Origin of the sequence: Novosphingobium sp. FSW06-99 (assembly GCF_001519065.1) — a bacterium.
Classification (GTDB): domain Bacteria; phylum Pseudomonadota; class Alphaproteobacteria; order Sphingomonadales; family Sphingomonadaceae; genus Novosphingobium.
Genome location: NZ_KQ954257.1, coordinates 14,383 through 36,868, shown reverse-complemented (window position 1 = coordinate 36,868; position 22,486 = coordinate 14,383). Strand labels below are relative to the sequence as shown.

The window sequence follows — 22,486 nt, the reverse complement described above, 5'->3', positions numbered from 1 at the left end:
GGCCATAGGGCGTTGCGGCTGGGCGGCAAATCGCGCAAGGTCCGAAGCCATGATCAAGGCCGGATTGCACCACCTCACCCGCTATACATATGCTCGGCCCGTTCGACTGGGCCCCCAGGTGATCCGGCTGCGGCCTGCACCGCACAGCCGCACGGCAGTGCCCAATTATGCGTTGAAAATCAGCCCGGCCAACCATTTCATCAATTGGCAGCAGGACCCGTTCGGCAACTGGCAGGCGCGCGTGGTGTTTCCCGACCCGATCGATCATTTTTCGATCGAGGTCGACCTGCTGGCCGAACTGGCGGTGATCAATCCGTTCGACTTCTTCGTCGAGGACTACGCCGAAAACTATCCATTTGCCTATGACGACCGGCTGACGACCGATCTGGCCGCCTGCTTCGAGACCGAACCCCAAGACGTGCGGTTTGCCGCGCTGGTCGACCGGTTTCGCGGCTATGAAGGGCGCACCATCGATCTGCTGGTGGCGGTCAACCAAGCGGTGAACGCAGGGGTCGACTATGTCATCCGGCTGGAACCCGGCGTGCAGGAGCCCGAGGAAACGCTGCAGATCGGCAGCGGATCATGCCGCGATTCGGCCTGGCTGATGGTGCAGGTGTTGCGGCACCTGGGGTTCGCGGCGCGGTTCGTTTCGGGCTATTCGATCCAGTTGACGCCCGATGTGGCGGCGGTCGACGGCCCGCGCGGGGTGGCGCAGGATGTGTGCGACCTGCATGCCTGGACCGAGGTCTATCTGCCCGGCGCGGGCTGGCTGGGACTCGATGCGACCTGGGGCCTGTTCGCGGGCGAGGGGCATATTCCGCTCTGCGCCACGCCGCATTACCGGTCCGCCGCGCCGATCGAAGGCGCGGTGATGGAACGCGTGGACAGCGAATTCCATTTCGAAATGCAGGTTTCGCGCATTGCCGAGGCGGTGCGCATCACCAAGCCGTTTACCGACGCGCGCTGGGATGGGCTGATGGCGCTGGGCGACCGGGTCGATGCCGATCTGGCCGCGCAGGACGTGCGGCTGACCATTGGCGGCGAACCGACTTTTGTGCGCGACGGCGATTTCGAAGCGGGCGAATGGAATGCCGATGCGGTCGGACCGACCAAGGCGGTGTTCGCCGATCACCTGATCCGGCTGTTGCGCGACCGCTTTGCGCCCGGATCGCTGCTGCACCACGGGCAGGGCAAATGGTATCCGGGCGAAAGCCTGCCGCGCTGGGGCTATTCGCTGTACTGGCGCAAGGATGGCGTGCCGGTGTGGAACGATGCCCGGCTGATCGCGCGCAGCACGCTGGGCGAACTGCCCGATGTGCAGGTCGACCATCGCGATGCCGAACGGTTCCTGCGCGAAACCGCGCTGACGCTGGGGGTGGATGACGCGTTTACACAGCCGGTGTTCGAGGATGCGGTCGAATGGATCGTGCGCGAGGCGCAATTGCCCGCCAACACCGCGCCGACCGACCCCAAAATCGACAGCGCCGAAGAACGCGCGCGGATGATGCGCACGTTTCAGCGCGGGCTGACGCGGCCGGTCGGCTATGTCCTGCCGATTCAGGCCTGGTGGCAGGCGGCGGCGCGGCACCCCATGCGCAAATGGCGATCCGAACGCTGGAAAGTGCGGCGCGGGGTGCTGTTTGCAGCGCCCGGCGATGCGGCGCTGGGCTATCGCCTGCCGCTGGGGTCACTGCCCTATGTGGCGCCGTCGCATTATCCGTTCATCCACCCGCGCGACACCGCCGAACCGCGCGATCCCCTGCCCGACGTGCGCGCGCAAGTTGTCGCCCGTGCCAGCCATGTGCGCGAATCCGGCGAGCCGCTGCAACGCTCGGTGGCGGTCGATAGCGCGCAACCCAGCGGGCAGGGCTATGTCGAACAGACCATGATCGAAGGCGCGGTGCGCACCGCCATCACGGTCGAACCGCGCGGCGATCACTTGTGCGTGTTCATTCCGCCGGTTGAAACGCTGGAAGACTATCTCGATCTGGTTGCCAGCGTCGAAACCGTGGCCGAAACCACCGGGCTGCCGGTGCGCATCGAAGGCTATGCACCGCCGCCCGATCCGCGCCTGACGGTGCTGAAGATCACCCCCGATCCGGGCGTGATCGAGGTCAACATCCAGCCCGCGGCAAGCTGGCGCGAATCCGTTGCGATCACCGAAACGCTGTACGAATGCGCCGCGCAAGTCGGGCTGACCGCCGACAAATTCATGATCGACGGGCGCGCCACCGGCACCGGCGGGGGCAACCATATCGTGCTCGGCGGGCCCAGCCTGCTCGATTCGCCGTTCATCCGCCGTCCCGACCTGCTCAAATCCTTCGTGATCTACTGGCAGCGCCATCCCGCGCTCAGCTATCTGTTTTCGGGGCTGTTCATCGGCCCGACGTGCCAGGCCCCGCGTATCGACGAGGCGCGCCACGACGGATTGTACGAGCTGGAGATCGCGCTGGCGCAAGTGCCGCATCCGTCACAGATGCAGCCACCGGCCTGGTTGGTCGACCGGCTGTTCCGCAATCTGCTGGTCGATGTCACCGGCAACACCCACCGCACCGAAATCTGCATCGACAAGCTGTTTTCGCCCGACGGTCCGACCGGGCGGCTGGGGCTGGTCGAATTCCGGGGATTTGAAATGCCGCCCGAACCGCGCATGTCGCTGGCCGCGCAATTGCTGTTGCGCGCGCTGACCGCGTGGTTCTGGCGCGAACCGCAGGACGGCCCGCTGGTGCGCTGGGGCACGCAATTGCACGATCGGTTCATGCTGCCGCATTGCGTGTGGGCCGATTTCCTCGATGTGCTGGGCGATCTGCGCCAGGCGGGGTATAATTTCGATCCGGTGTGGTTCGAGGCACAGCGGCAGTTCCGCTTTCCGGTTCACGGCACGATCGCGGCGGGCGGGGTCACGCTGGAAATCAGCCATGCGCTCGAACCGTGGAACGTGCTGGGCGAAACCGGCGCGATCGGTGGCACCGTGCGCTATGTCGATGCCTCGACCGAGCGGTTGCAGGTGCGCGCCACGGGGCTGGTCGCCGGGCGCCATGTGATCGCCTGCAACGGACGGCGCGTGCCGCTGACGCCGACCGGCGTGCATGGCGAGGCGATCGGCGGCGTGCGCTACAAGGCATGGATGCCGGCCAATTGCCTGCATCCGCAAATGCCGCCACATGCGCCACTGACGTTCGACGTGATCGACACCTGGTCGGGGCGGTCGCTGGGCGGCTGCGTCTATCATGTCGCGCATCCCGGCGGTCGCAATCATGACACAGTGCCGATCAATGCGTATGAGGCCGAAGCACGGCGACTTGCCCGTTTTCAACCGCACGGCCATACTCCCGGCGCGATGGCGGCGCCGCCGTCGGAACAGCCGGGGGAATTTGCCATGACACTCGATCTGCGCCGACCCGCCTGGCTGGCCTGAGGCCGGGTCTTGGCAACAAAATCCAGATCGTCTCCGCCGGGCGCGCGGCTGACTGACTATGCGGTCGGCGCCGAGGCGCTCGATCTCTATCGGCTGGCCACGCCGGGGGTGGCGGCGATGTGGGAAAAGACCGCCACCGGCCTCGCCGCCTTGCGCGAAGATGCCGGGATCGCGGCGGCCGAAGTGGTCGCACGCCAGATTCAGGAGCTTGGCCTCAGCTTCCGGATGACCGGCGACAACGAGGAACGCGCCTGGCCGCTGTCGCCGATGCCGCTGGTGATCGGCGCGGCGCAATGGGGCGCGATCGAACGCGGGCTGATCCAGCGCGCCGAACTGATCGAGACGGTGACCGCCGATATCTATGGCGAACAGCGGCTGGTGGCCGAGGGCCATCTGCCGGCCGCGCTGGTGGCGGGCAGCCGCTATTTCGCCCGCAACGTGATCGGCGCGCGCCAGCCGGCGCATTATCTGTCGGTCTATGCCGCCGATCTGGTCTGCGGGCCGGGCGGGCAATGGCGCGTGGCGGGCGACCGGCTGCGGCTGGCCAACGGCATTGGCTATGCGCTGGAAAACCGGCTGGCCCTGTCGCGCAGCACCGGCGCATTGCTCAGCGATATCCATGTGCGGCGGCTGGCACGGTTCTTTTCGGAATTGCGCAGCGGCATGGCGCGGGCCTGTTCGCGCGAATCGCCGCGGATTGCGCTGCTGACGCCGGGGCGGCTCAACCAGTCCTATCCCGAACAGGCGCATCTGGCGCGCTATCTCGGGTTTCCGCTGGTCGAAGGACGCGATCTGACGGTCAGCGACGACCGGCTCTATGTGCGCACGATCGCCGGGCCGAAACGGATCGACGCGCTGTGGCGGTGGATCGACACCAACGCGCTCGATCCGCTGGCGTTCGATTCGCGTAGCGAGATCGGCGTGCCCGACGGGTTTGAGGCCTGGTTGCGCAGCGGGGTCGAACTGATCAACGCGCCCGGTGCCGAAGTGCTGGAGGCCCCGGCGTTTGCCGCGATCCTGCCGCGCCTGTGCACGGTGCTGCGCGATGAGGCGATGATCCTGCCTAGTGTCGCCACCTGGTGGGGGGCAGAGCCCGATCAGGCCGCCACGCTGCGCGACCGCATGGGTGACCTGATGCTGATTTCGGCGTTCGGGCGCAAAGTCGAAGGTCTGCCCGCCGGGCGCGGTCTGGCCGGTGGAACGCTGTCGCGCCACACCCGAGCGCTGTTGCTGGAGGCGATGGAGCGGCGCCCGCTCGATTATTGCGGGCAGGAGATTTCGGCGCTGGCCACCACCCCTGCGCTGATCGACGAACGCTTTGTGCCGCGCGCCTTCACCTTGCGCGCGTTTGTGGCGCGGGGCAGCGATGGCGAATGGATCGTGATGCCCGGCGGCTTTGCCCGGCTGTCATCCACCGACGATGTGCAGGGCGGGTGGATGGGCGAAGGCGATTTGTCCGCCGATGTCTGCATTGTCGACGAAGCCGCGCCCGCCAGCCCGGCGCCGACGCGCCTTGACGATACCCCCAAAGTGCGGCGCGGCGGGGGCATCCTGGCCAGCCAGGCGGCGGACAACCTGTTCTGGTTTGCCCGCTATGTCGAACGCGCCGAAACCACCTTGCGCGTGATTCGCGCGGTGCTGGGCAGTATGATCGAAGTCGATGCCGCGGCCGGCAGCAATCCCGAAACGGTGGCCGCGCTGTTGCACCTGCTGGTCGACTGGGGCGCGATCTCGCCCGCCACCGCGCGCCTGCCGGTGGTGCAGGCAGCGCGCGCCGCGCTGTCGGAAACCACGCTGCCGGGCGGGGTGGGCACGATTCTGGCGCGGGTTCGCGATGCCGGACTGACCTTGCGCGACCGGGTTACCCCCGATTTCTGGCGGATCATCAACCGCCCTTTGCCTTCGCTCGAATCGCATCGGCCCGGCGCGCTGCTGCGCGTCACGCGCGAACTGATCGAGCGGCTGAGCGCGCTGTCGGGCATGTTGGCGGAAAATTTCAACCGGGGACCGTCGTGGCGGTTCATCGACCTGGGGCGCCGGCTGGAACGCGCGCTGGCGGTGTGCACGACGATCGACATGCTCGGCCTGATTGCGCCGGCCGCCGCCGAACAGACCGAGGCGCTGGGCGTGTTGCTCGATCTGTCGGACAGCCAGATCACCTATCGCGCGCGCTATCTGGCCGGGCCCCGGCGCGATCCGGTGCTCGACATCCTGTTGCTCGATCCCGACAATCCGCGCAGCCTGATGTTTCAGGTCAACGCGATCTGCGACCACGTTGCCGAATTGCCCAGCCTGAATGAAGACATGATGCCCGAGGCGCCGCTGCTCGAAGCGCGCGCGATCCAGGGCCCGCTGCGTGCGGTGACCATCGACCGCTTTGACGAGGCGCTGCTGGACGATACCGAAGTGCGGTTGCTGGCGCTGTCCGACACGATCGCGGCGCGCTATTTCCTGCAATATGAAAAGAGCCGGAGCACCGGCGCGGACAGTCTGCTGGCCTGATGATCTACGATATTCGCCACCTGACCACGATGACATATGCCAGCCCGGTGCGGCTGGCCCGGTTCAACTTGCGGTTGCGTCCGGCGCCTTGGCCGGGGCAAGTGCTCGAAGGGTTCACTCTGGCGATCGATCCGGTGCCCTGGTCGATCCAGGACGAGACTGGCCCGTTCATCGTCAACCGCAGTCGCCTGACCATCCGCCGCCCGCTGTCGCGGCTGCGTATCGAAAGCCGGTTCCGCGTCGAAGTGTCCGAACCCTCGCTGATCGCGGCGATGTATCTGGGCGATGGCGCAGCGCCCAATACAGGGCCCGATATGGGCGGGCCGACCGTGGCGCAGATCCGCGAACGCGCCGCGCGCAACCGCGATCTGACCGCGATGGGCCCGGCCAGCTATCTCTACCCCTCGCCAATGGCGCCCAGCACGCCCGCGATCGCGGCGTGGGCTGCGCCGTTCTTTCCGACGCAGCAGAGCGTGCTGGAGGCGGGCCGTGCGCTGATGCGCGCGATCTATCAGGAATTCACCTATGACGGTGCGGCGACCACCACGCGCACCCTGCCCGAAGAGGCGTTTCAGGCCCGGCACGGGGTATGCCAGGATTTCGCCCATGTGATGATCGTGGCGGCGCGCGCGCACGGCATTCCGGCGGCCTATGTCAGCGGCTATCTGCGCACGATCCCGCCAGCGGGCCAGCCCCGGCTGGTCGGCGCTGACGCGACCCATGCCTGGGCCAACTTGTGGTGCGGGGATGAACTTGGCTGGGTCGGCTTTGACCCCACCAACGATACGCTGGCACGATCGGACCATATCTTTACCGCGATGGGCCGTGACTATGCCGATGTCGCCCCGCTCGACGGGGTGTTCCACGGCGGTGCGGGGCAGACCATGACCGTCTCGGTCGATGTCGCCCCGGTCGAGGGGTGAATTACCCCTTTACCCGCCAGAACAGCATGTTGCTGCCCGGTGCCAGATCGACCCGTTCCAGCCAGGGCGGGGTCTTGCCGCGCAACAGTTGCGCCATGAACCCGTTGGGCGCGTAGAATTTGTAATTTCCGGGCTCGGCAGTGTCGGGGCATACCGCGATCAGCGTGGCGTGGCGCCGCGTGATGATCGCATGGGCCTGATCGGGCGTGCCGAGGAACGCGTTCATCACATCGTCCATTCCGGCGATGCCGCGATGGTGGCCGGTGGCCACCGCGCGCTCGCGCGTGCGCACCAGAATGTCGGGCCCGATGTCGAGCGGCATGAACATGTCGGTGGGCGGCAGCGTGTTGAGCGCGCGCGCCGCAACCAGATAATGGCACTGCGATGGCGTCGGCACCCCGGCAATGGTCTTGCTGTGGGTGCGCAGCGCGTCCAGCCGCGCCCAGGCAATCGCGGGCAGCGGCGGCATCAGCAGCAGCAGGATGCCCAGATAGCCGGCCACGCGGCGCAGCGGCGACACCGTGCGCAAGGCCACGATATAGCGCACCACCAGCGCCGCCGTGGGCATGACGGCAAATCCGCAGGCTGTGGCCGATGCGCGCGCCAGCGCCGCACCGATCAACAGTGCACCGGCCAGCACCAGCGCATGATCGAACCACCAGGCGCGTTCCTCGGCGCTTTTGGCATGGCGCCACAGCACCGCGATGGCAAACAGCCCGACCAGCGGCACACCGATCATTTCGATCGCGGCCGGCAGGGGCGAATGCCAGAACGGCATGCCTTCGGCGATGTTCTCGTACCAGTATTTGTGGATCATCGGATCGAGCGCGACGAACGCCCCGCCCCGGCATTGCGGGGCAACCCCCAGATAGAGCCCCAGTGTGGCCGCGCCGGTCGCGCCAAGCATGGCCAGCGCCACCGGCCAGCGACGCGGCGCCACCGCGACGATCGCGCCGCTGCCCAGTGCAACCAGGCAAAACAGCGCCAGATGGATCGGCGAGATCTGGTCGCAATGGGTGGTCAGATCGCCCAGCCCGCGCGTGCCAAGAAAGATCGCCGCGCTCGACAGCGCCAGCGCGGCGCTGGCCGCAGCAAAACCTGCAAAACCGCGCCCGGTCAGGCCACGCAGCGCGAGCACGCCCAGGAACACCGCCGTGAGCGGCAGACCCTCGATCGAGATCGCCAGCAGCGCGGCGAGCGACAGGCCGATCACCAGCCCCCCACGCACCGCCCCTTCGCGCGTCGGGCGCGCGGCCAGTCCGTTGAGCGCCGCCAGCGCCAGCACGATCTGCCAGCCATGGTGATCGATGCGCATTGGCAGCATCTGCAGAATCAGCGGCGTGGCCACGGCCATGACCAGGCAGGCAATGCCGACCGTTTCGGTATCGAAGAATTTTGCCGTCAGCCGCCCGACCAGCATCAGCGCGGCGAGCAGGGTCAACAGCGGAACGGTGATCAGCGTGACCATTTCGGCCAACGGTGCGCCCAGCAGCGGGCGCAGGATCGCGATCATGCCGGCCAGCGGGATATCGACCAGTCGCGACCAGTGCATCGGCACGCCCTCGGGCGCGGCCACGCGATACTGGTGCAAATCGAACCAGCCTTGCCCGCCAAGCAAGTCGCGCACTTCCATCAGGCGCAGCGCATCGTCGGGATCGTTGAAGCGCACGGCGGCGATCTGTTGCGATGTGGCGATCAGCAGAATGATCACCAGCACCAGCCACATGGTCACCACGCGCACACGCCATGAAGCGCCCGGCCCGGCACTGGCCGGATTGGGCGCCCGGCTGTCGGCGACCGAAGAAGAATGGGGGATCGCAAGGTCGATCATCAGCGGAATGCCATTTTCCTGCGCGGCGTCCGGTGAACCCGTAACGCGTCAAATCGGATGCCGATAGAGCCGCCGACCCGGTTGGGGCGGCGGCTCTGTAGGGTGGCGTCAGGCCGCGATGCGGTTGGCCCTGGCAACACGCGCCGGAACGGCGCGTACCGAATCGAGTGCAGCCTGCTGATCGGCGCTGATGTCACGGTGGCCAGGGCGGTTGGGCAGCGTCTTGGTTTCGCCTTCATCGCCGGCTTCGTGGTATTCGGCATCTTCGTTGACGCACCAGATGTCATAGACCCGTTCACCGGCGATGATGTTTTCGACGCTGAGCATCGCGGTCATCATCGCGTGGTCCTGGTTGTTGTAACGGTGCATGCCGTTGCGTCCGACCATGTGCAAGGTCGGATAGGCGGCCTCCAGTTCGTCGCGCATGGCGGCAACATTGGCGGCATATTCGTCGTCATAGACCGGATAGGCCTTTTCCTGACGCACCACCGCGCCGCCGATCACCTGATCCGGGCGGACCAGCCCCAGGATGGCCATTTCGCGCGTGGCCAGTTCGATCAACGCATCGTCGGTCGATGCCCACAGATCGTCGCCTTCAAAGCAGAAATATTCCAGGCCGACGCAGGCAACCCCATCGTCGGGCACCATTTCGGGTGACCACGAGCGGAAGTTCTGGATACGGCCGACGCGCACTTTGCTGTCGTGGATATAGATCCAGTTGTCGGGAAACAGGTCTTCCGAACGGATCTTGAGCGCCACGGTCAGAAAATCGCGATAGCGCAGGCGGCTCGCTTCAAGCGTGGTCTGCGGCAACGGATGGATGCGCGCGGCCAGTTCGCGCATCGGCGCAGAACTGATCGCATGCGCGGCGCGGATCACCGTTTCGCCGCCCTCGGCGCGGGTCGCGGTCATGCGCCAGCCGCCCTGGCCATCGCTGGCCAGTTGCTTCAGGCCATGGCCCATCAGCACCGTGCTGCCCGCTTCGACAATGCGGTCGCGCGCGGCGTCCCACATCATGCCGGGCCCGAGGCGCGGATAGCGGAACGTTTCGAGCAGCGTCTTGGTCTGCATGCCGTTGTTGGGCCGCTTGTTGAGCCCCAGGCTGCGCTTCAGCCCGTCGAGCACGGCGGCGCCGAGCGACAGACCCTTGATCCGCTGCGCGGCCCAGTCGGCGCTCATTTCGTCGCAGGGCATGCCCCACACCTTTTCGGTGTAGGTCTTGAAGAAGATCGAATAGAGCTTTTTGCCGAACTGGTTACTGGTCCAGTCCTCGAAGCTCCTGACCTCCTTGATCGGGAAAAAGCGCGACCAGACATAGCTGGCCATGCAGGCGGTGGAGCGCATGATGCCCAGATTGCCCAGCGCTTCAAACGCGCGCAGCGGATAGCTGTAGAATTTGCCTTCGTAGTAGATCCGGCTCATCCGCGGGCGCTGGATGAAATCGTCGGGCAGGATCTCGTTCCACAGATCGACCACTGCCTGGCTCTTGGAAAAGAACCGGTGCCCGCCGATGTCGAAGCGATAGCCTTCGTGTTCCACCGTGCGGCTGATCCCGCCGACGTAAGTCTGGTCTTTTTCGATGATCGCGACTTTGTAGCCCTGACGCGACAGCAGATAGCCCGCAGTCAATCCAGCCGGCCCAGCGCCGATGATTGCCACATCCACATCGTATTGCGCTTGCACGGCGCCGTTGTCCGCCTGCGTGTCGACTGCGCTTGTCATCCCTTGCCCCTTGCACCGAGAGTTGCTGTCAAGGGAGGTGAACGAAATTGGATAAAGGATGGTTAACGCTGCGGTGTGGATTTGCGAAAAATGCTGGCGCGAATGTTAATCTCCACAGGCTTCGGCCCGCATGGCCATCACGCGCCGTTGCCGCTGTCGCGGCCGTGATCGAGCGGCGCGGGCAGCCCAGCGCAGCGCCGGGCCAGGTCTTCCAGTTGGAAGATCTGTTCGAAGATGACGCCATAGTGCGGGTGGTCGCGCCAGCGCACTTTGGCATAGATCGCGGGCAAGACGGGCAATTCGATGCGGACCAGTTCGTTGATCAACAACCATTTCTGGCTTTCCAGCCCGGCACCTTGTTGGGAAATGTCGCGCACGATCACCGGCACCGCCGTGTGGCCCGAATGCAATACGCCATCGAGCGTCATGCGCAGCCGGACATGCCGCCGCTTGCCGGTACTGCGTGCTTCATCGAGCAAGTGGTCGAGTTGGATCGGTTCGACAAAGCGCAAGCCCGCGTGATCGCTGGCGGTCCACATGCATTCGACGCGATGGCGATCGCCATTGGCCAATTCTACCCACAGCGCGGCAGGATGCGGCAGGGGTGCAAACAGGCGCACTTTCAGACCGGTGGCAGAGGCGTCGCGAATAACGCAAAACCGTTCGCGGCCGTCGACCACCAGCTTGGCCACGCGCAACAGCAACGCAAACCGGGGCGCGCCGCGCTGTTCGGCACCGGCATGCGACAGGCCATGCGAATCGGATGGGGGCGAGTCGGGTCGAGGCGAGCCGGATGGATCCGACCCGCCCGGAGGTTCCTGGCCCTCACTGTGCATGGACAAATCTGCCACCCTCTTGGATTGCATCCGACGGGGTTCGAATCCCGCAGCGGAGTTTCAGCACATACGCTTAGATACTTAGTATAAAACGCGTATCCTTGCCATGAAGTTACCAAGGTGTTGACAGAATTTTTGTCATGTTTGCCGGGTCTCGTCAGTGTTCCTTGATCAGAGCGTCAAGTTGGGCCTGGTATTCGCCAGAGTTGGCGGGAACAAAACCCTGATGGCGAAATCGCATTTTGCCCTTGCGGTCGAACAGCAGCGTGGTCGGCATTTCGTTTACCGTCCAGGTTTTGCCGATTGCGCCCTCGGCGTCCCAGATGACCGGCAGATTCGATCGGACCTGGCGCAAAAACACTTCTCCTGCAGCGCGTTGGCGCTCTTCATTGACGGTGATCACCACCAGATCGCCCGAAGGATAATGGCGCGCCAGTTGCGCCATGAAAGGAAATGCCTGCTTGCACGGGCCGCACCACGACGCCCAGAAATCGACCATCACGACTTTGCCGCGATATTTCGTCAGATCCAGCGCGGCCGGGTCGGCCCGTACAGCGGTTGGCGCCAGCGTGGCGAGCATCAGCGCGGCCAGCAATCGAACGGTCATCACGCATGCTCCTGCGGGGATAGCCTGACAGCCATCAGGATTTCGGGATCGACGTGATCGCCGACGGCAAACGTGATGTCGGCAATCTTGACCAATCCATAGCGGGCATAGAACCGCTGGGCCTCGGGGTTGTCGGCATAGACCGACAGTTGCAGTTCATCGGCACCGCGCCGACGGGCCTGATCGATCGCCCATTCCATCAGCCGTGCGCCCAGCCCGCGTCCAACCAGATCGGGATCGGTATAGAGCTGTTTCAGCTCGAACGGGGCCCTGGCCTCGCTGTGACGGGGAAGCGTGCTGACATGGACGATCTTGCAGAACGCCGCGATCGCGCCCCCGCTTTCGATGACCGCCACGGCCATGCCCGGATCGGCCAGTTCGCGGGCCACTGTGCCGGGGCTGTGACTGGCATCGAGAAAGGCGTCGAGATTGGCGCGGCTGTACAAGTGGCCGAATTTGACCACAAAAGCGCGGCGGCCGAGTTCGGCCAGCGCGTCGATGTCGTTGGGGGTGGCAAGGCGCAAGGTCATGCCCCGGCCTTAGCGGCCGAAGCGGGCGCTTGCCAAGCGCCGCTTATTTGGCCGGATTGACTGTGCGGGGCCGCGTATAGGGCACAAATTTGTCGAGACTGACGAACCCGCGCCAGATGCCCGACGCACGATCGTGCAATTGCACCGTGTCGATGCTGCACAAATCCGACGTGGTGAGGCGTGTGACCAGAATATCGTCGCGATCAAGCTGGTCGGCGCCATCGACCGGGCGCTGCACGTAATAGGTCGATCCCAACTGATAGACGATCGCGGTCTTGTCGATCACGGTCGACGAACTGACCATCGGCAGATCGATGCAATCCACCGGTTTGCCCGGCACGCGATCCTTCAGCATCTCGGCCAGTTCCTGCTCGCCGGTCAGCCGGGGGCGCGCATCGGCGACCACCGCACCGGCCAGAATCGCCACGACACACCCCAGCGTCAGCATGTGATAGTTGCGAATCATGGCGCGCATCCCTTGCAAGCAACAGCGAACGGTCGCACGCCGGACCTGAACCTAACCTGTCCCGCCCACGGTCAGCCCGTCGATCAGCAGCGTCGGCTGACCAACCCCGGCGGGCACGCTCTGGCCACCCTTGCCACAGATCCCCACGCCTTCGTCGATCGCCATGTCGTTGCCGATCCCGCTGACCCGCGTCAGCACGGTGGGGCCGTCGCCGATCAGCGTGGCACCCTTGATCGGTGCGCCGATCCGGCCATCCTTGACCACATAGGCTTCTGTGCAACTGAACACGAACTTGCCGCTGGTGATATCGACCTGCCCGCCGCCGAACGATTTGGCAAAAATGCCGTTCTTCACGCGCGACAGCAACTCGGCGGGATCGTCGTTGCCCGCACGCATGAACGTGTTGGTCATGCGCGGCATCGGCGCATGGGCATAGTTTTCGCGGCGACCGTTGCCGGTCGGGGCAACCCCCATCAGCCGGGCGTTGAGCCGGTCCTGCATATAGCCCTTGAGAATGCCGTCTTCGATCAGCACGTTTTCCTGCGTCGGGGTGCCTTCATCGTCGATCGACAACGACCCGCGCCGCCCGCCGCCGACTGTGCCGCTCAGGGTGCCGTCGTCGACCACGGTCACGCCGGGGGCCGCCACGCGCTGGCCGATACGGCCCGAAAAGGCGCTGGTGCCCTTGCGGTTGAAATCGCCTTCGAGCCCGTGGCCGACCGCTTCATGCAACAGCACGCCGGGCCAGCCGGGGCCGACCAGCACGGTCATTTCGCCAGCCGGAGCGGCGACCGCCTCCAGATTGACGAGCGCCTGTGCCAGCGCGCTGTCGATCGCGCGGTTCCATGTTTCGGGCAGGAACAGATCGTCATAGAGGCGGCGGCCGCCCAGGCCGAAATTGCCGGTTTCGCGGCGCCCTGCATGTTCGACCACGATGCCGACATTGAGGCGCACCAGCGGACGGATGTCATGCGCGACAAACCCGTCGGCGCGCACGATCTCGACCACCGACCAGCTTCCGGCGAGCGAGGCGGACACTTGCACCACGCGCGGATCGCGCGCCCGCGCGGCGGCATCGATCGATTCAAGCAGGCGCACTTTGGCCTCGAACGGCACGGCGTCGAGCGGCGAGGCATCGGTATAGAGATGGCGATTGCTGGCGCGCGGCGGCGCTGCCGGGGCGGCGCGGGCCGGGTCGAGTAGTTTAAGCGTTTCGCCTGCGCGCGCGATCGCGGCGGCGGAAATTTCGTTGGCGTGGGCAAAACCGGTCATTTCGCCAGAAACACCGCGCAGTCCGAACCCGGAATCGCGCGAATAATCGGCGGTTTTCAGCCGTCCGTCGTCAAACCCGAAGCTCTCGCTGGCGATGAATTGCAAATAGAGCTCGCCATCGTCGCATTGGCCCAGCGCATCCGCGGTCAGGCGGCGGGCGTCATCTGGGGTCAGCAGGCCGGGGCGATAGAGCAGCGAGCGGGGATCGTGTGGTGCGGTCATGGCATGGCATATAGGACGGGATTGCCCCGCTTGCCATGCGGGAATTCAGGCCGCCGCGCTGTTGCGCTCGTCTGCCGGGCCACCTTCGAGGATGAACCGCCGGTCGCAATAGCCGCAATCGGCATAGCCCTTCTCGTCGATTTCGAGCCAGACGCGTGGATGGCCCAGCGCGGATGGCGCAAAGCCGCCGGTCGAGCGGATCTGTCCGGCGCCGTCGCACCAGACTTTGGCAGAAGGGGTATAGCTGGTTTCAGGGGCGTTGCTCATGGCCTTTGCGCTAGCAAACGCAGCGACCGCCGACAAGCGGCTGCAAACCCTTGTTGGGCCTTTACGCCGGGGATGCGACACGGCAGGGAGGGTGTCATGGAATCGATCCCCGCCATCTCAATCCGCAATCTTGTCAAACGCTATGCCCCGGCCGGCAAAGGCCAGGGTGAAGGAAAGCTGGCGCTCGCCGGGGTCAGCCTCGACGTGCCGCGCGGGCAGGTGTTCGGTCTGCTGGGCCCCAACGGCGCCGGCAAATCAACGCTGATCAACACGCTCGCCGGGATGGTCGTCAAGACATCGGGCACGGTTGCGATCTGGGGCCACGACATCGATCATGATCGACGCAATGCCAAGGCGTCGATCGGCATCGTACCACAAGAAGTGGTGTTCGACCCGTTCTTCACGCCGCTCGAAGTGCTGGAAATCCAGGCCGGGCTCTATGGCGTGCCAAAATCGCGTCGCCGCTCGATGGAACTGCTTGAGGCGGTGCATCTGGCCGACAAGGCGCATGCCCATGCGCGCTCGTTGTCGGGCGGGATGCGGCGGCGGTTGCTGATTGCCAAGGCGATGGTGCATTCACCGCCAGTGCTGGTGCTCGACGAACCGACCGCCGGGGTCGATGTCGAATTGCGCCGCCAGTTGTGGGATCTGGTGCGCCAGCTCAACGCCGACGGGGTGACGGTGGTGCTGACGACGCATTACCTGGAAGAAGCCGAAGAGCTGTGCGACCGCATTGCCATCATTAACCATGGCCGGGTGATCACCGACCAGCCGACGCGGGACCTGGTCGACATGGCGCGCGAAAAAGTCGTCGTGCTGACGCTCGATCGGGCGATTGATGCTGCGCCGCAGCATGACCTGTTCCGGCGCAGCACGCTGGTCGCGGAACGGCAAATAGAAATTTCTTATGACAAGGATCTGACCAACGCCGGCGAAGTCATGGCCAAAGTTCAGGCGTTGGGCTGGGGCATTGTCGATGTTACCACGCGCGAAGCTGATCTTGAAGACGTGTTTGTTGCTCTGACCAGCGCCAGTGATAACGGTGATAATGCCATAATTTAAGCAAAGTCGAATGATTAAATCGCGTTAACCAGTCGAGTCGACGGTTTCCAGATCCGATTTCGCGATGCGGCGCCACTTTCCCGCGTGGGCCCGGGCGATCAGCCGACCGCAGGAACGGCAGTTGCCTTCATAGCTCAGGCCGGTCCATTTCACCGAGCGCCGGTTCGGCTTGTGAGAATTGAACAGGCAGGAAAGACGGCCGAAGTGCATGGGATCGTCCAAATGAATTCACTCGAGAAACTTATGTGTTTCTACCTACCATCCCGCACTTGCGAAGGCGAGTGCAAATTTCGTCGGTCAGGCTCCGTTCAGCAGATGTCAATTCAACCAAACATGCATTTTGCACGGGTGGGCGGGAAAAACCGGTTCCCATTTTTTTTCAGGATGGGGTACGCGGGGCACCGTTCGATTGCCCCAGGATCAGGATCAGACAGATTTGACGCAGCATGACGTATTGATCATCGGATCGGGCGCGGCGGGGTTGACCGCCGCGCTGGTGCTGGCGGAGCGGCTGAAGGTGCTGGTGCTGGCCAAAGGCGCGCTCGATGCAGGATCGACCGCCTGGGCCCAGGGCGGCATCGCCGCCGTGCTCGACGATGGCGACACCTTCGAGGATCACATTCGCGACACGATGATCGCAGGCGCCGGGCTCAACCGACGCGAAGCCGTCGAATTCGTGGTGGAGCATGCGCCACAGGCGATCAGCCGGCTGGTCGAACTGGGGGTTCCGTTCAACGCCGAGGCGGGCGCGTTGCATCTGACGCGCGAAGGCGGGCATTCGCACCGCCGGATCGTCCATGTCGATGATGCCACTGGCTTTGCCGTGCAACAGGCGCTGATCAAGGCGGCGCATGATCATCCCAATATCACCTTGCGCCCGCACAGCGTCGCGATCGATCTGGTGACCGACCGCCATCGCGCCGACAGCCAGGATGAACCGGGCAAGTCACGCGGCGGGGCCGGGCGCCGCGTCTGGGGCGTCTATGCGCTCGATGCGCAAAGCGGCAAAGTCGAATGCCATGTTGCGCGCAGCACCATTCTGGCAACCGGCGGGGCTGGGCGCACGTATCTGTTCAGCACCGCGCCGCGCGGTGCCACGGGCGATGGCATTGCCATGGCCTGGCGCGCGGGTGCGCGGGTGTCGAACATGGAATTCATGCAGTTCCACCCGACCTGCCTTTACAACCTCGACGTCAAGAACCTGCTGATCACCGAGGCGGTGCGCGGCGAAGGCGGGCACTTGCTGCTGCCGACCACCGGCGAACGTTTCATGCCCCGGTTTGACCCGCGGGCCGAACTGGCGCCGCGCGACATTGTCGCGCGCGCGATCGATCACGAGATCAAGCGGCTGGGGCTGGACTATGTCCATCTCGACATCAGCCACATGGACCCGGACTTTGTCCGCGGCCACTTCCCCAATATCCACGAACGGTTGCTGGCGCTGGGCATCGACATGACCCGCCAGCCGATCCCGGTGGTTCCGGCGCAGCACTATACCTGCGGCGGTGTGCTGATCGACCTGGCCGGGCGCACCGACCTGGCCGGGCTCTATGCGGTGGGCGAATGTTCGGAAAGCGGGCTGCACGGCGCCAACCGGCTGGCCTCGAACAGCCTGCTCGAATGCTTTGTGTTCGGCGATGCCGCCGCGCACGACATTTTGGCGCGGTGGGACGAATTTCCCCCGGTGCCCGCGATTCGTGCCTGGGATGAAAGCCGCGTGACCGATTCAGACGAGGAAGTGGTGATCAAGCAGAACTGGACCGAACTGCGCCGCTTCATGTGGAATTATGTCGGCATCGTACGCACCAACAAGCGGCTGGAGCGCGCAGCGCACCGCATCAAGCTGCTCAAGGGCGAAGTGAACGAATATTACGACCACTTCCGGGTAACCGCCGACCTGATCGAACTGCGCAATCTGCTCCAGACCGCCGAACTGATCGTGAAAAGCGCGCGCGCCCGCCGCGAAAGCCGCGGCCTGCATTACAACCAGGACTACCCGGCCACCCACCCCGCCGCGCGGGATACGGTTTTGGTTCCCTAGGAACGCGCAGACCCCCCGCCCCGCCTCCCTACCCGACCACCAAGATTACCATTATGGTATGGTGGTCGGGTAGGGAGGCGGGGCGGGGGGTCTGCGTCGCGCGTCAGCGCGACACCATCAAAAATGCCGCGCGATAAAGATCAGCAGCATGGCGCCCAGCACCGAGGCGATGCACCCGGCGCGGCTGACGCCTTCGCCCCACGGGCGCCCGTCACGCCAGCTTGCCGCCAGCCCCGCGACCAGCGACCCGCCGATGCCTAGCAGGATCGTCTTGCCCAACCCCATATGCAGGCTGGCCGGATAGAGCCAGCGTGCCACCAGCCCGGTGATCAGGCCGCCCAAAATCATCGATAACAGATTGAACACCGCGCCTTTGCCCCCCAAGCGAATCCCCGCAGCAACAGCGACGGTGGATAAGCGAACAGGTGGGTCTGGACAGGCTCCTTGTCCACAGTTTCGTTCGGGCACCCGAAATTTTGTCATCCGGCCTGCGATTGGTGCTTGAACTGCCGCTCGGCCCGCGCGTCGCTGCACTGCACAACGACTGTCATCGCGATGAAACGAATCGTGCGTGCGACGAACCGAATCGGGGTTAGGCGCTTTACCCTCTTGTCTCGGAATCTGGTTGAGGCACTATAGGTAGTGGTTGCATTGGCCGGGGACCTCAAGACCTAGTTACAGCCTTGTCGTGACAGTCTGTGTCACGAAACGGCGATGGCACGTCCGTGCTGGCGCCGGGGGGATGTGTTGACTTGGCTCTGGCGGGTGCCTGACCGGCAAATTTATTCATGGTTTGTTCCGAATTGTGGTACGCATTCGGACCCGGCCAGTGAGTCGCAATTTTGAATCCGCCAGGGTCCTGCACGGGGGTCTGGCAACAGCATATTCGGGGATTTTGGCGTGGATTTCAGGACTGGTGACGACGCAGCGGCGCAAGACGGGGCCCAGGGCGGGCTGGGCCTCGAAGATCATCGTCCAGGCGATGACCGTGCAGGCCATGCGGATGCGGCGCAATCAGGCACGGAAAAGGCTCTGGGCTTTATGACGAAGGATCTTGCGGCCGAGGCGCTGGTGGCCTCTGCGCTGGCGGCTGCGACGCGTCCGCGTGAAGAAGAGGATTCCAAGGCGGTGCACGCACGCCGCTTTGCGATCACCACCGACCCTGCGCGCGATGCGCTGTTGACCGTGTTCGGCAAGGACACGCTCGACGATCGCTATCTGTTGCCCGGCGAAAGCTACCAGGATCTGTTCGCGCGGGTTGCCGCCGCCTATGCCGACGATGCCGGCCATGCCCAGCGGCTCTATGATTATATTTCCCGCCTGTGGTTCATGCCCGCCACCCCGGTCCTGTCCAACGGCGGCACCGGTCGCGGCCTGCCGATCTCGTGCTATCTCAATTCGGTCGAAGACAGCCTCGAAGGCATTGTGGCCACCTGGAACGAAAATGTCTGGCTGGCCGCGCGCGGCGGCGGCATCGGCACGTATTGGGGCAAAGTGCGCGGCATCGGCGAAAACGTCGGCCTGAATGGCAAGACCAGCGGCATCATTCCGTTTGTGCGCGTGATGGACAGCCTGACGCTGGCGATCTCGCAAGGTTCGCTGCGTCGTGGCTCGGCGGCCTGCTATCTTGACGTGTCGCACCCCGAAATCGAGGAATTCCTCGAAATCCGCAAACCCAGCGGCGATTTCAACCGCAAGGCGCTCAATCTGCACCACGGCGTGCTGTTGACCGACGATTTCATGGAAGCGGTGCGCGACGGGCGCGAATTCGAACTGAAAAGCCCCAAGGACGGCGCCGTGCGCGGCAAAGTCGATGCCCGCGCGCTGTTCCAGAAACTGGTCGAAGTGCGTCTGGCCACCGGTGAGCCCTATATCGTGTTTTCCGACACGGTGAACCGCATGATGCCCAAGCATCACCGCGATCTGGGGCTCAAGGTCTCGACCTCGAACTTGTGTTCGGAAATCACCCTGCCCACCGGGCGCGACCACCTTGGCAACGATCGCACCGCGGTATGCTGCCTGTCGTCGCTCAATCTCGAAACCTGGGACGAATGGCACGAAGACAAGCGCTTCGTCGAAGACGTGCTGCGGTTCCTCGACAACGTGCTGCAGGATTTCATCGAACGCGCGCCAGACGAAATGGCCCGTGCCAAATATTCCGCCGCGCGTGAACGCTCGGTCGGCATGGGGGTGATGGGTTTCCACTCGTTCCTGCAGAAAAAGGGCATCGCCTTCGAAAGCGCGATGGCCAAGGCGTGGAACCTGAAAATGTTCCGCCACATCGCCTCGCGCGCCGATGAAGCCTCGCTGCTGTTGGCGCAGGAACGCGGGCCCTGCCCCGATGCCGCCGACATGGGCGCGATGCAGCGCTTTTCGTGCAAGATGGCGATCGCGCCGACCGCCTCGATCTCGATCATCTGCGGCGGCACCTCGGCCTGTATCGAGCCGATCCCGGCCAACATCTATACCCACAAGACGCTGTCCGGCTCGTTTGTGGTGAAGAACCCCTATCTCGAAAAGCTGCTGCAATCGAAATCAAAGGATTCCACCAATGTGTGGAACTCGATCCTTGAACACAACGGTTCGGTGCAGCACCTCGATTTTCTGTCTCCTGAGGAAAAGGGCGTCTACAAGACCAGCTTTGAAATCGATCAGCGCTGGCTGCTCGAATTCGCGGCCGATCGCACGCCCTATATCGACCAGGCCCAGTCGCTGAACCTCTATATTCCCGCCGATGTCGACAAGTGGGACTTGCTGATGTTGCACTATCAGGCATGGGAAAAAGGCATCAAATCGCTCTATTACCTCCGCTCGAAATCGGTGCAGCGCGCCGGGTTCGCCGGTGGGGTCGAAGCCGACAACACCGCCGATGCGCCCGTGATCGAACTGCAACAGACCGATTACGAGGAATGCCTGGCCTGCCAGTAAGGGCAGGCCGGTGGCCGGGTGCGCAAGCGTGCCCGGCTTTACCCGGTCCGTGGTTTCATTGTCTGCTCTATCGAGGCGTCGCCGTGATCCGTCCATTTCATGCCATGGCCAAGGGTCCATTACGCGTCGCGACGTTTGTCCGCTTGCCGTCGTCTGCTTGTCCAGTTATTATTGCGACCAATTCGCAATATCAAAAGGCAAGAGACTCGCATGCGCAAGTGGCACCGCTGGCTTTCGGCATTCTTTTCCGTGTTTCTCCTGTGGATCGCCGTGACCGGTGTGCTCAGCCAGATCGTGCCCTTGCTGGGGCCGCGCGAGGCGCATCGCGCGCCCGCGGCAGGATCGCCACCGGCCTTCGTCTGTCCGCCAGACTATCTCTGCCGTCCCAAGCCAAAACCGGGCGATCCACGCGCACTGGTCGGGTTTTTGCACCATCTCCACTCGGGCGAAAGCTTTGGCCCGCTGGGCGTGGCGGTGGCCACCTTGTCCGGTTTCGCAATGGTGTTCTTCAGCTTTTCGGGCCTGTGGCTCTACATCCAGATGTGGCGCCACCGTCACCGGCGCAACCAGACGCCGCGCTGGTTCTGGAAATAGCCCCACGCTGCGCGGTCCCGGATTCATGATTCACACCCGGCAGACCCGATGGGTCCGCCGGGCATTGCCGTTTTCGCCCACAGCGAACCCCTTGCACGATATTCTTTTCTTCGGAGTACCCCGCCATGTCCCTTCTCGAAGCCCGCAAGACCTACAAGCCGTTTGAATATCCGTGGGCATACGAGTTCTGGAAACGGCAGCAGCAGGTCCACTGGATGCCCGAGGAAGTGCCGTTGGGCGAAGATTGCCGTGACTGGGCGCAGAACATCAGCGAACACGAACGCAACCTGCTGACGCAGATATTTCGCTTCTTCACCCAGGCCGATGTCGAGGTGCAGGACTGCTATCACGAAAAATATGGCCGGGTGTTCAAACCGACCGAAATCAAGATGATGCTGGCCGCGTTTTCCAACATGGAAACCGTCCACATCGCGGCCTATTCGCACTTGCTCGACACCATCGGCATGCCCGAAAGCGAATATGGCATGTTCCTCGAATACGAGGAAATGAAGGCCAAGCACGATTACCTGCAACAGTTCGGCGTCGATACCGATGAAGACATTGCCCGCACCCTGGCGATGTTCGGCGGGTTTACCGAGGGGCTGCAACTGTTCGCATCGTTCGCCATGCTGATGAACTTCCCCCGCTTCAACAAGATGAAGGGCATGGGCCAGATCGTCACCTGGTCGGTGCGCGATGAATCGCTGCACTGCGAAGGCATCACGCGTCTGTTCCACGCTTTTGTCCAGGAACGCGGCTGCCTGACCAAGGCGGTCAAGGAAGACATCATCGATTGCTGCCAGAAAACCGTCCGGCTGGAAGACGCGTTCATCGACCTCGCGTTCGAACAGGGGCCCGTACCCGGCATGTCGGCCAAGGAAATCAAGCGTTACATCCGCTACATCGCCGACTGGCGGCTGGGCCAGCTCGGCTTCCAGCCGATCTATATGATCGAAGACCATCCGCTGCCGTGGCTTGCCCCGCTGCTTAACGGAGTCGAACACGCCAACTTCTTCGAAACCCGTGCGACCGAATATTCCAAGGCCGCCACGCGCGGCAATTGGAATGAAGTGTGGTCCTCGTTCGACAGCCGGCGCAAGGCGAACAAGGCTGCCGCCAATACCGAACTGAGCGGCGAAGTGTCGCTGGACATGTTCAACGCCGCCGGGATCGCCGCCGAATAACGGTCCCGCGTTGACATAAAAAAGGCCCGGTCTGCTGGTGCAGACCGGGCTTTTATTATGTCAACGGCAGGTGTCCCTGCC

At 64.1% G+C, this 22,486-nt stretch carries 18 protein-coding genes; 8 read left to right on the top strand and 10 right to left on the bottom strand.

Features of this window, described 5'->3' with window-relative positions; all coding sequences use genetic code 11:
• The first annotated feature begins 49 nt into the window (after nt 1–49).
• The 3 genes from AQZ49_RS12690 to AQZ49_RS12680 are packed head-to-tail and all read left to right on the top strand — an operon-like array spanning nt 50 to nt 6,843.
• Nucleotides 50–3,418 (top strand): transglutaminase family protein, encoded by a 3,369-nt coding sequence (locus AQZ49_RS12690; protein WP_067616205.1) that lies wholly within the window; start codon nt 50–52, stop codon nt 3,416–3,418.
• A 9-nt stretch (nt 3,419–3,427) separates the two neighbouring features.
• Nucleotides 3,428–5,920, top strand: a complete 2,493-nt coding sequence (locus tag AQZ49_RS12685) for a circularly permuted type 2 ATP-grasp protein (protein ID WP_067616203.1) — start codon at nt 3,428–3,430, stop codon at nt 5,918–5,920.
• Nucleotides 5,920–6,843 carry a transglutaminase family protein gene (locus tag AQZ49_RS12680; RefSeq protein WP_067616201.1) on the top strand — a complete coding sequence of 308 codons (924 nt, stop codon included), beginning with the start codon at nt 5,920–5,922 and terminating at the stop codon, nt 6,841–6,843. The genes AQZ49_RS12685 and AQZ49_RS12680 overlap by 1 nt, the downstream gene beginning before the upstream one ends.
• 1 nt (nt 6,844) lies before the next feature.
• Here the strand turns inward: AQZ49_RS12680 and AQZ49_RS12675 are convergent, their stop codons facing one another.
• From AQZ49_RS12675 to AQZ49_RS12640, 8 genes are all read right to left on the bottom strand, one after another.
• Complete coding sequence (locus tag AQZ49_RS12675; protein WP_067616199.1) at nt 6,845–8,674, bottom strand: hypothetical protein; 1,830 nt, start codon at nt 8,672–8,674, stop codon at nt 6,845–6,847.
• 108 nt (nt 8,675–8,782) lie between these two features.
• A complete protein-coding gene (locus AQZ49_RS12670; RefSeq protein WP_067616197.1) occupies nt 8,783–10,396 on the bottom strand; it encodes an NAD(P)/FAD-dependent oxidoreductase in 1,614 nt (537 codons plus the stop codon).
• Nucleotides 10,397–10,533: 137 nt separating this feature from the next.
• On the bottom strand, nt 10,534–11,232 hold the full coding sequence (locus AQZ49_RS12665) for a PilZ domain-containing protein (RefSeq protein ID WP_082701754.1): 699 nt from the start codon (nt 11,230–11,232) through the stop codon (nt 10,534–10,536).
• A 157-nt stretch (nt 11,233–11,389) separates the two neighbouring features.
• Nucleotides 11,390–11,839: a TlpA family protein disulfide reductase gene (locus tag AQZ49_RS12660; RefSeq protein ID WP_067616194.1), complete on the bottom strand. Its 450-nt coding sequence runs from the start codon at nt 11,837–11,839 to the stop codon at nt 11,390–11,392.
• The gene (locus AQZ49_RS12655) at nt 11,839–12,369 is read right to left on the bottom strand and encodes a GNAT family N-acetyltransferase (protein WP_067616191.1); all 531 of its coding nucleotides are present in this window, start codon (nt 12,367–12,369) and stop codon (nt 11,839–11,841) included. Before AQZ49_RS12655 ends, AQZ49_RS12660 begins: the two co-directional genes overlap by 1 nt.
• 43 nt (nt 12,370–12,412) lie before the next feature.
• The gene (locus AQZ49_RS12650) at nt 12,413–12,835 is read right to left on the bottom strand and encodes a hypothetical protein (RefSeq protein WP_231739217.1); all 423 of its coding nucleotides are present in this window, start codon (nt 12,833–12,835) and stop codon (nt 12,413–12,415) included.
• A gap of 51 nt (nt 12,836–12,886) precedes the next feature.
• Entirely contained in the window at nt 12,887–14,329 is a 1,443-nt protein-coding gene (tldD, locus tag AQZ49_RS12645; protein ID WP_067616189.1) for a metalloprotease TldD, read from the bottom strand.
• A gap of 45 nt (nt 14,330–14,374) precedes the next feature.
• The gene (locus tag AQZ49_RS12640; RefSeq protein WP_067616187.1) at nt 14,375–14,596 is read right to left on the bottom strand and encodes a zinc-finger domain-containing protein; all 222 of its coding nucleotides are present in this window, start codon (nt 14,594–14,596) and stop codon (nt 14,375–14,377) included.
• A 96-nt stretch (nt 14,597–14,692) separates the two neighbouring features.
• On the opposite strand from AQZ49_RS12640, the gene AQZ49_RS12635 reads away from it, so the two are divergent.
• Nucleotides 14,693–15,658, top strand: coding sequence for an ABC transporter ATP-binding protein (locus AQZ49_RS12635; RefSeq protein ID WP_067616185.1), 966 nt, complete (start codon nt 14,693–14,695; stop codon nt 15,656–15,658).
• A gap of 24 nt (nt 15,659–15,682) precedes the next feature.
• On the opposite strand, the gene AQZ49_RS12630 is transcribed toward AQZ49_RS12635, so the two are convergent.
• Complete coding sequence (locus tag AQZ49_RS12630; protein ID WP_156428287.1) at nt 15,683–15,880, bottom strand: hypothetical protein; 198 nt, start codon at nt 15,878–15,880, stop codon at nt 15,683–15,685.
• A gap of 187 nt (nt 15,881–16,067) precedes the next feature.
• On the opposite strand from AQZ49_RS12630, the gene nadB reads away from it, so the two are divergent.
• Entirely contained in the window at nt 16,068–17,699 is a 1,632-nt protein-coding gene (gene nadB, locus AQZ49_RS12625; RefSeq protein ID WP_067616181.1) for an L-aspartate oxidase, read from the top strand.
• Nucleotides 17,700–17,816: 117 nt separating this feature from the next.
• Here nadB and AQZ49_RS12620 read toward each other — a convergent pair whose 3' ends face one another.
• Nucleotides 17,817–18,047, bottom strand: coding sequence for a GlsB/YeaQ/YmgE family stress response membrane protein (locus AQZ49_RS12620; RefSeq protein ID WP_369819124.1), 231 nt, complete (start codon nt 18,045–18,047; stop codon nt 17,817–17,819).
• A 552-nt stretch (nt 18,048–18,599) separates the two neighbouring features.
• On the opposite strand from AQZ49_RS12620, the gene AQZ49_RS12615 reads away from it, so the two are divergent.
• The 3 genes from AQZ49_RS12615 to AQZ49_RS12605 all read left to right on the top strand — a co-directional run bounded on the left by AQZ49_RS12615 (nt 18,600) and on the right by AQZ49_RS12605 (nt 22,405).
• A complete protein-coding gene (locus AQZ49_RS12615) occupies nt 18,600–20,627 on the top strand; it encodes a ribonucleoside-diphosphate reductase subunit alpha (RefSeq protein WP_067616179.1) in 2,028 nt (675 codons plus the stop codon).
• A gap of 210 nt (nt 20,628–20,837) precedes the next feature.
• The gene (locus AQZ49_RS12610) at nt 20,838–21,221 is read left to right on the top strand and encodes a PepSY-associated TM helix domain-containing protein (protein WP_067616177.1); all 384 of its coding nucleotides are present in this window, start codon (nt 20,838–20,840) and stop codon (nt 21,219–21,221) included.
• A gap of 125 nt (nt 21,222–21,346) precedes the next feature.
• The gene (locus AQZ49_RS12605; protein WP_067616175.1) at nt 21,347–22,405 is read left to right on the top strand and encodes a ribonucleotide-diphosphate reductase subunit beta; all 1,059 of its coding nucleotides are present in this window, start codon (nt 21,347–21,349) and stop codon (nt 22,403–22,405) included.
• The last annotated feature ends 81 nt before the right edge of the window (nt 22,406–22,486 follow it).

What these genes read in the sequence shown, in the direction of transcription:
- AQZ49_RS12690 (WP_067616205.1), top strand. Translation starts at nt 50, where the DNA reads ATGATCAAGGCCGGATTGCACCACCTCACCCGCTATACATATGCTCGG.
- AQZ49_RS12680 (WP_067616201.1), top strand. Translation starts at nt 5,920, where the DNA reads ATGATCTACGATATTCGCCACCTGACCACGATGACATATGCCAGCCCG.
- AQZ49_RS12675 (WP_067616199.1), bottom strand. Translation starts at nt 8,674, where the DNA reads ATGATCGACCTTGCGATCCCCCATTCTTCTTCGGTCGCCGACAGCCGG.
- AQZ49_RS12670 (WP_067616197.1), bottom strand. Translation starts at nt 10,396, where the DNA reads ATGACAAGCGCAGTCGACACGCAGGCGGACAACGGCGCCGTGCAAGCG.
- AQZ49_RS12665 (WP_082701754.1), bottom strand. Translation starts at nt 11,232, where the DNA reads ATGCACAGTGAGGGCCAGGAACCTCCGGGCGGGTCGGATCCATCCGGC.
- AQZ49_RS12660 (WP_067616194.1), bottom strand. Translation starts at nt 11,839, where the DNA reads ATGACCGTTCGATTGCTGGCCGCGCTGATGCTCGCCACGCTGGCGCCA.
- AQZ49_RS12655 (WP_067616191.1), bottom strand. Translation starts at nt 12,369, where the DNA reads ATGACCTTGCGCCTTGCCACCCCCAACGACATCGACGCGCTGGCCGAA.
- AQZ49_RS12650 (WP_231739217.1), bottom strand. Translation starts at nt 12,835, where the DNA reads ATGATTCGCAACTATCACATGCTGACGCTGGGGTGTGTCGTGGCGATT.
- tldD (WP_067616189.1), bottom strand. Translation starts at nt 14,329, where the DNA reads ATGACCGCACCACACGATCCCCGCTCGCTGCTCTATCGCCCCGGCCTG.
- AQZ49_RS12640 (WP_067616187.1), bottom strand. Translation starts at nt 14,596, where the DNA reads ATGAGCAACGCCCCTGAAACCAGCTATACCCCTTCTGCCAAAGTCTGG.
- AQZ49_RS12635 (WP_067616185.1), top strand. Translation starts at nt 14,693, where the DNA reads ATGGAATCGATCCCCGCCATCTCAATCCGCAATCTTGTCAAACGCTAT.
- AQZ49_RS12620 (WP_369819124.1), bottom strand. Translation starts at nt 18,047, where the DNA reads ATGATTTTGGGCGGCCTGATCACCGGGCTGGTGGCACGCTGGCTCTAT.
- AQZ49_RS12610 (WP_067616177.1), top strand. Translation starts at nt 20,838, where the DNA reads ATGCGCAAGTGGCACCGCTGGCTTTCGGCATTCTTTTCCGTGTTTCTC.
- AQZ49_RS12605 (WP_067616175.1), top strand. Translation starts at nt 21,347, where the DNA reads ATGTCCCTTCTCGAAGCCCGCAAGACCTACAAGCCGTTTGAATATCCG.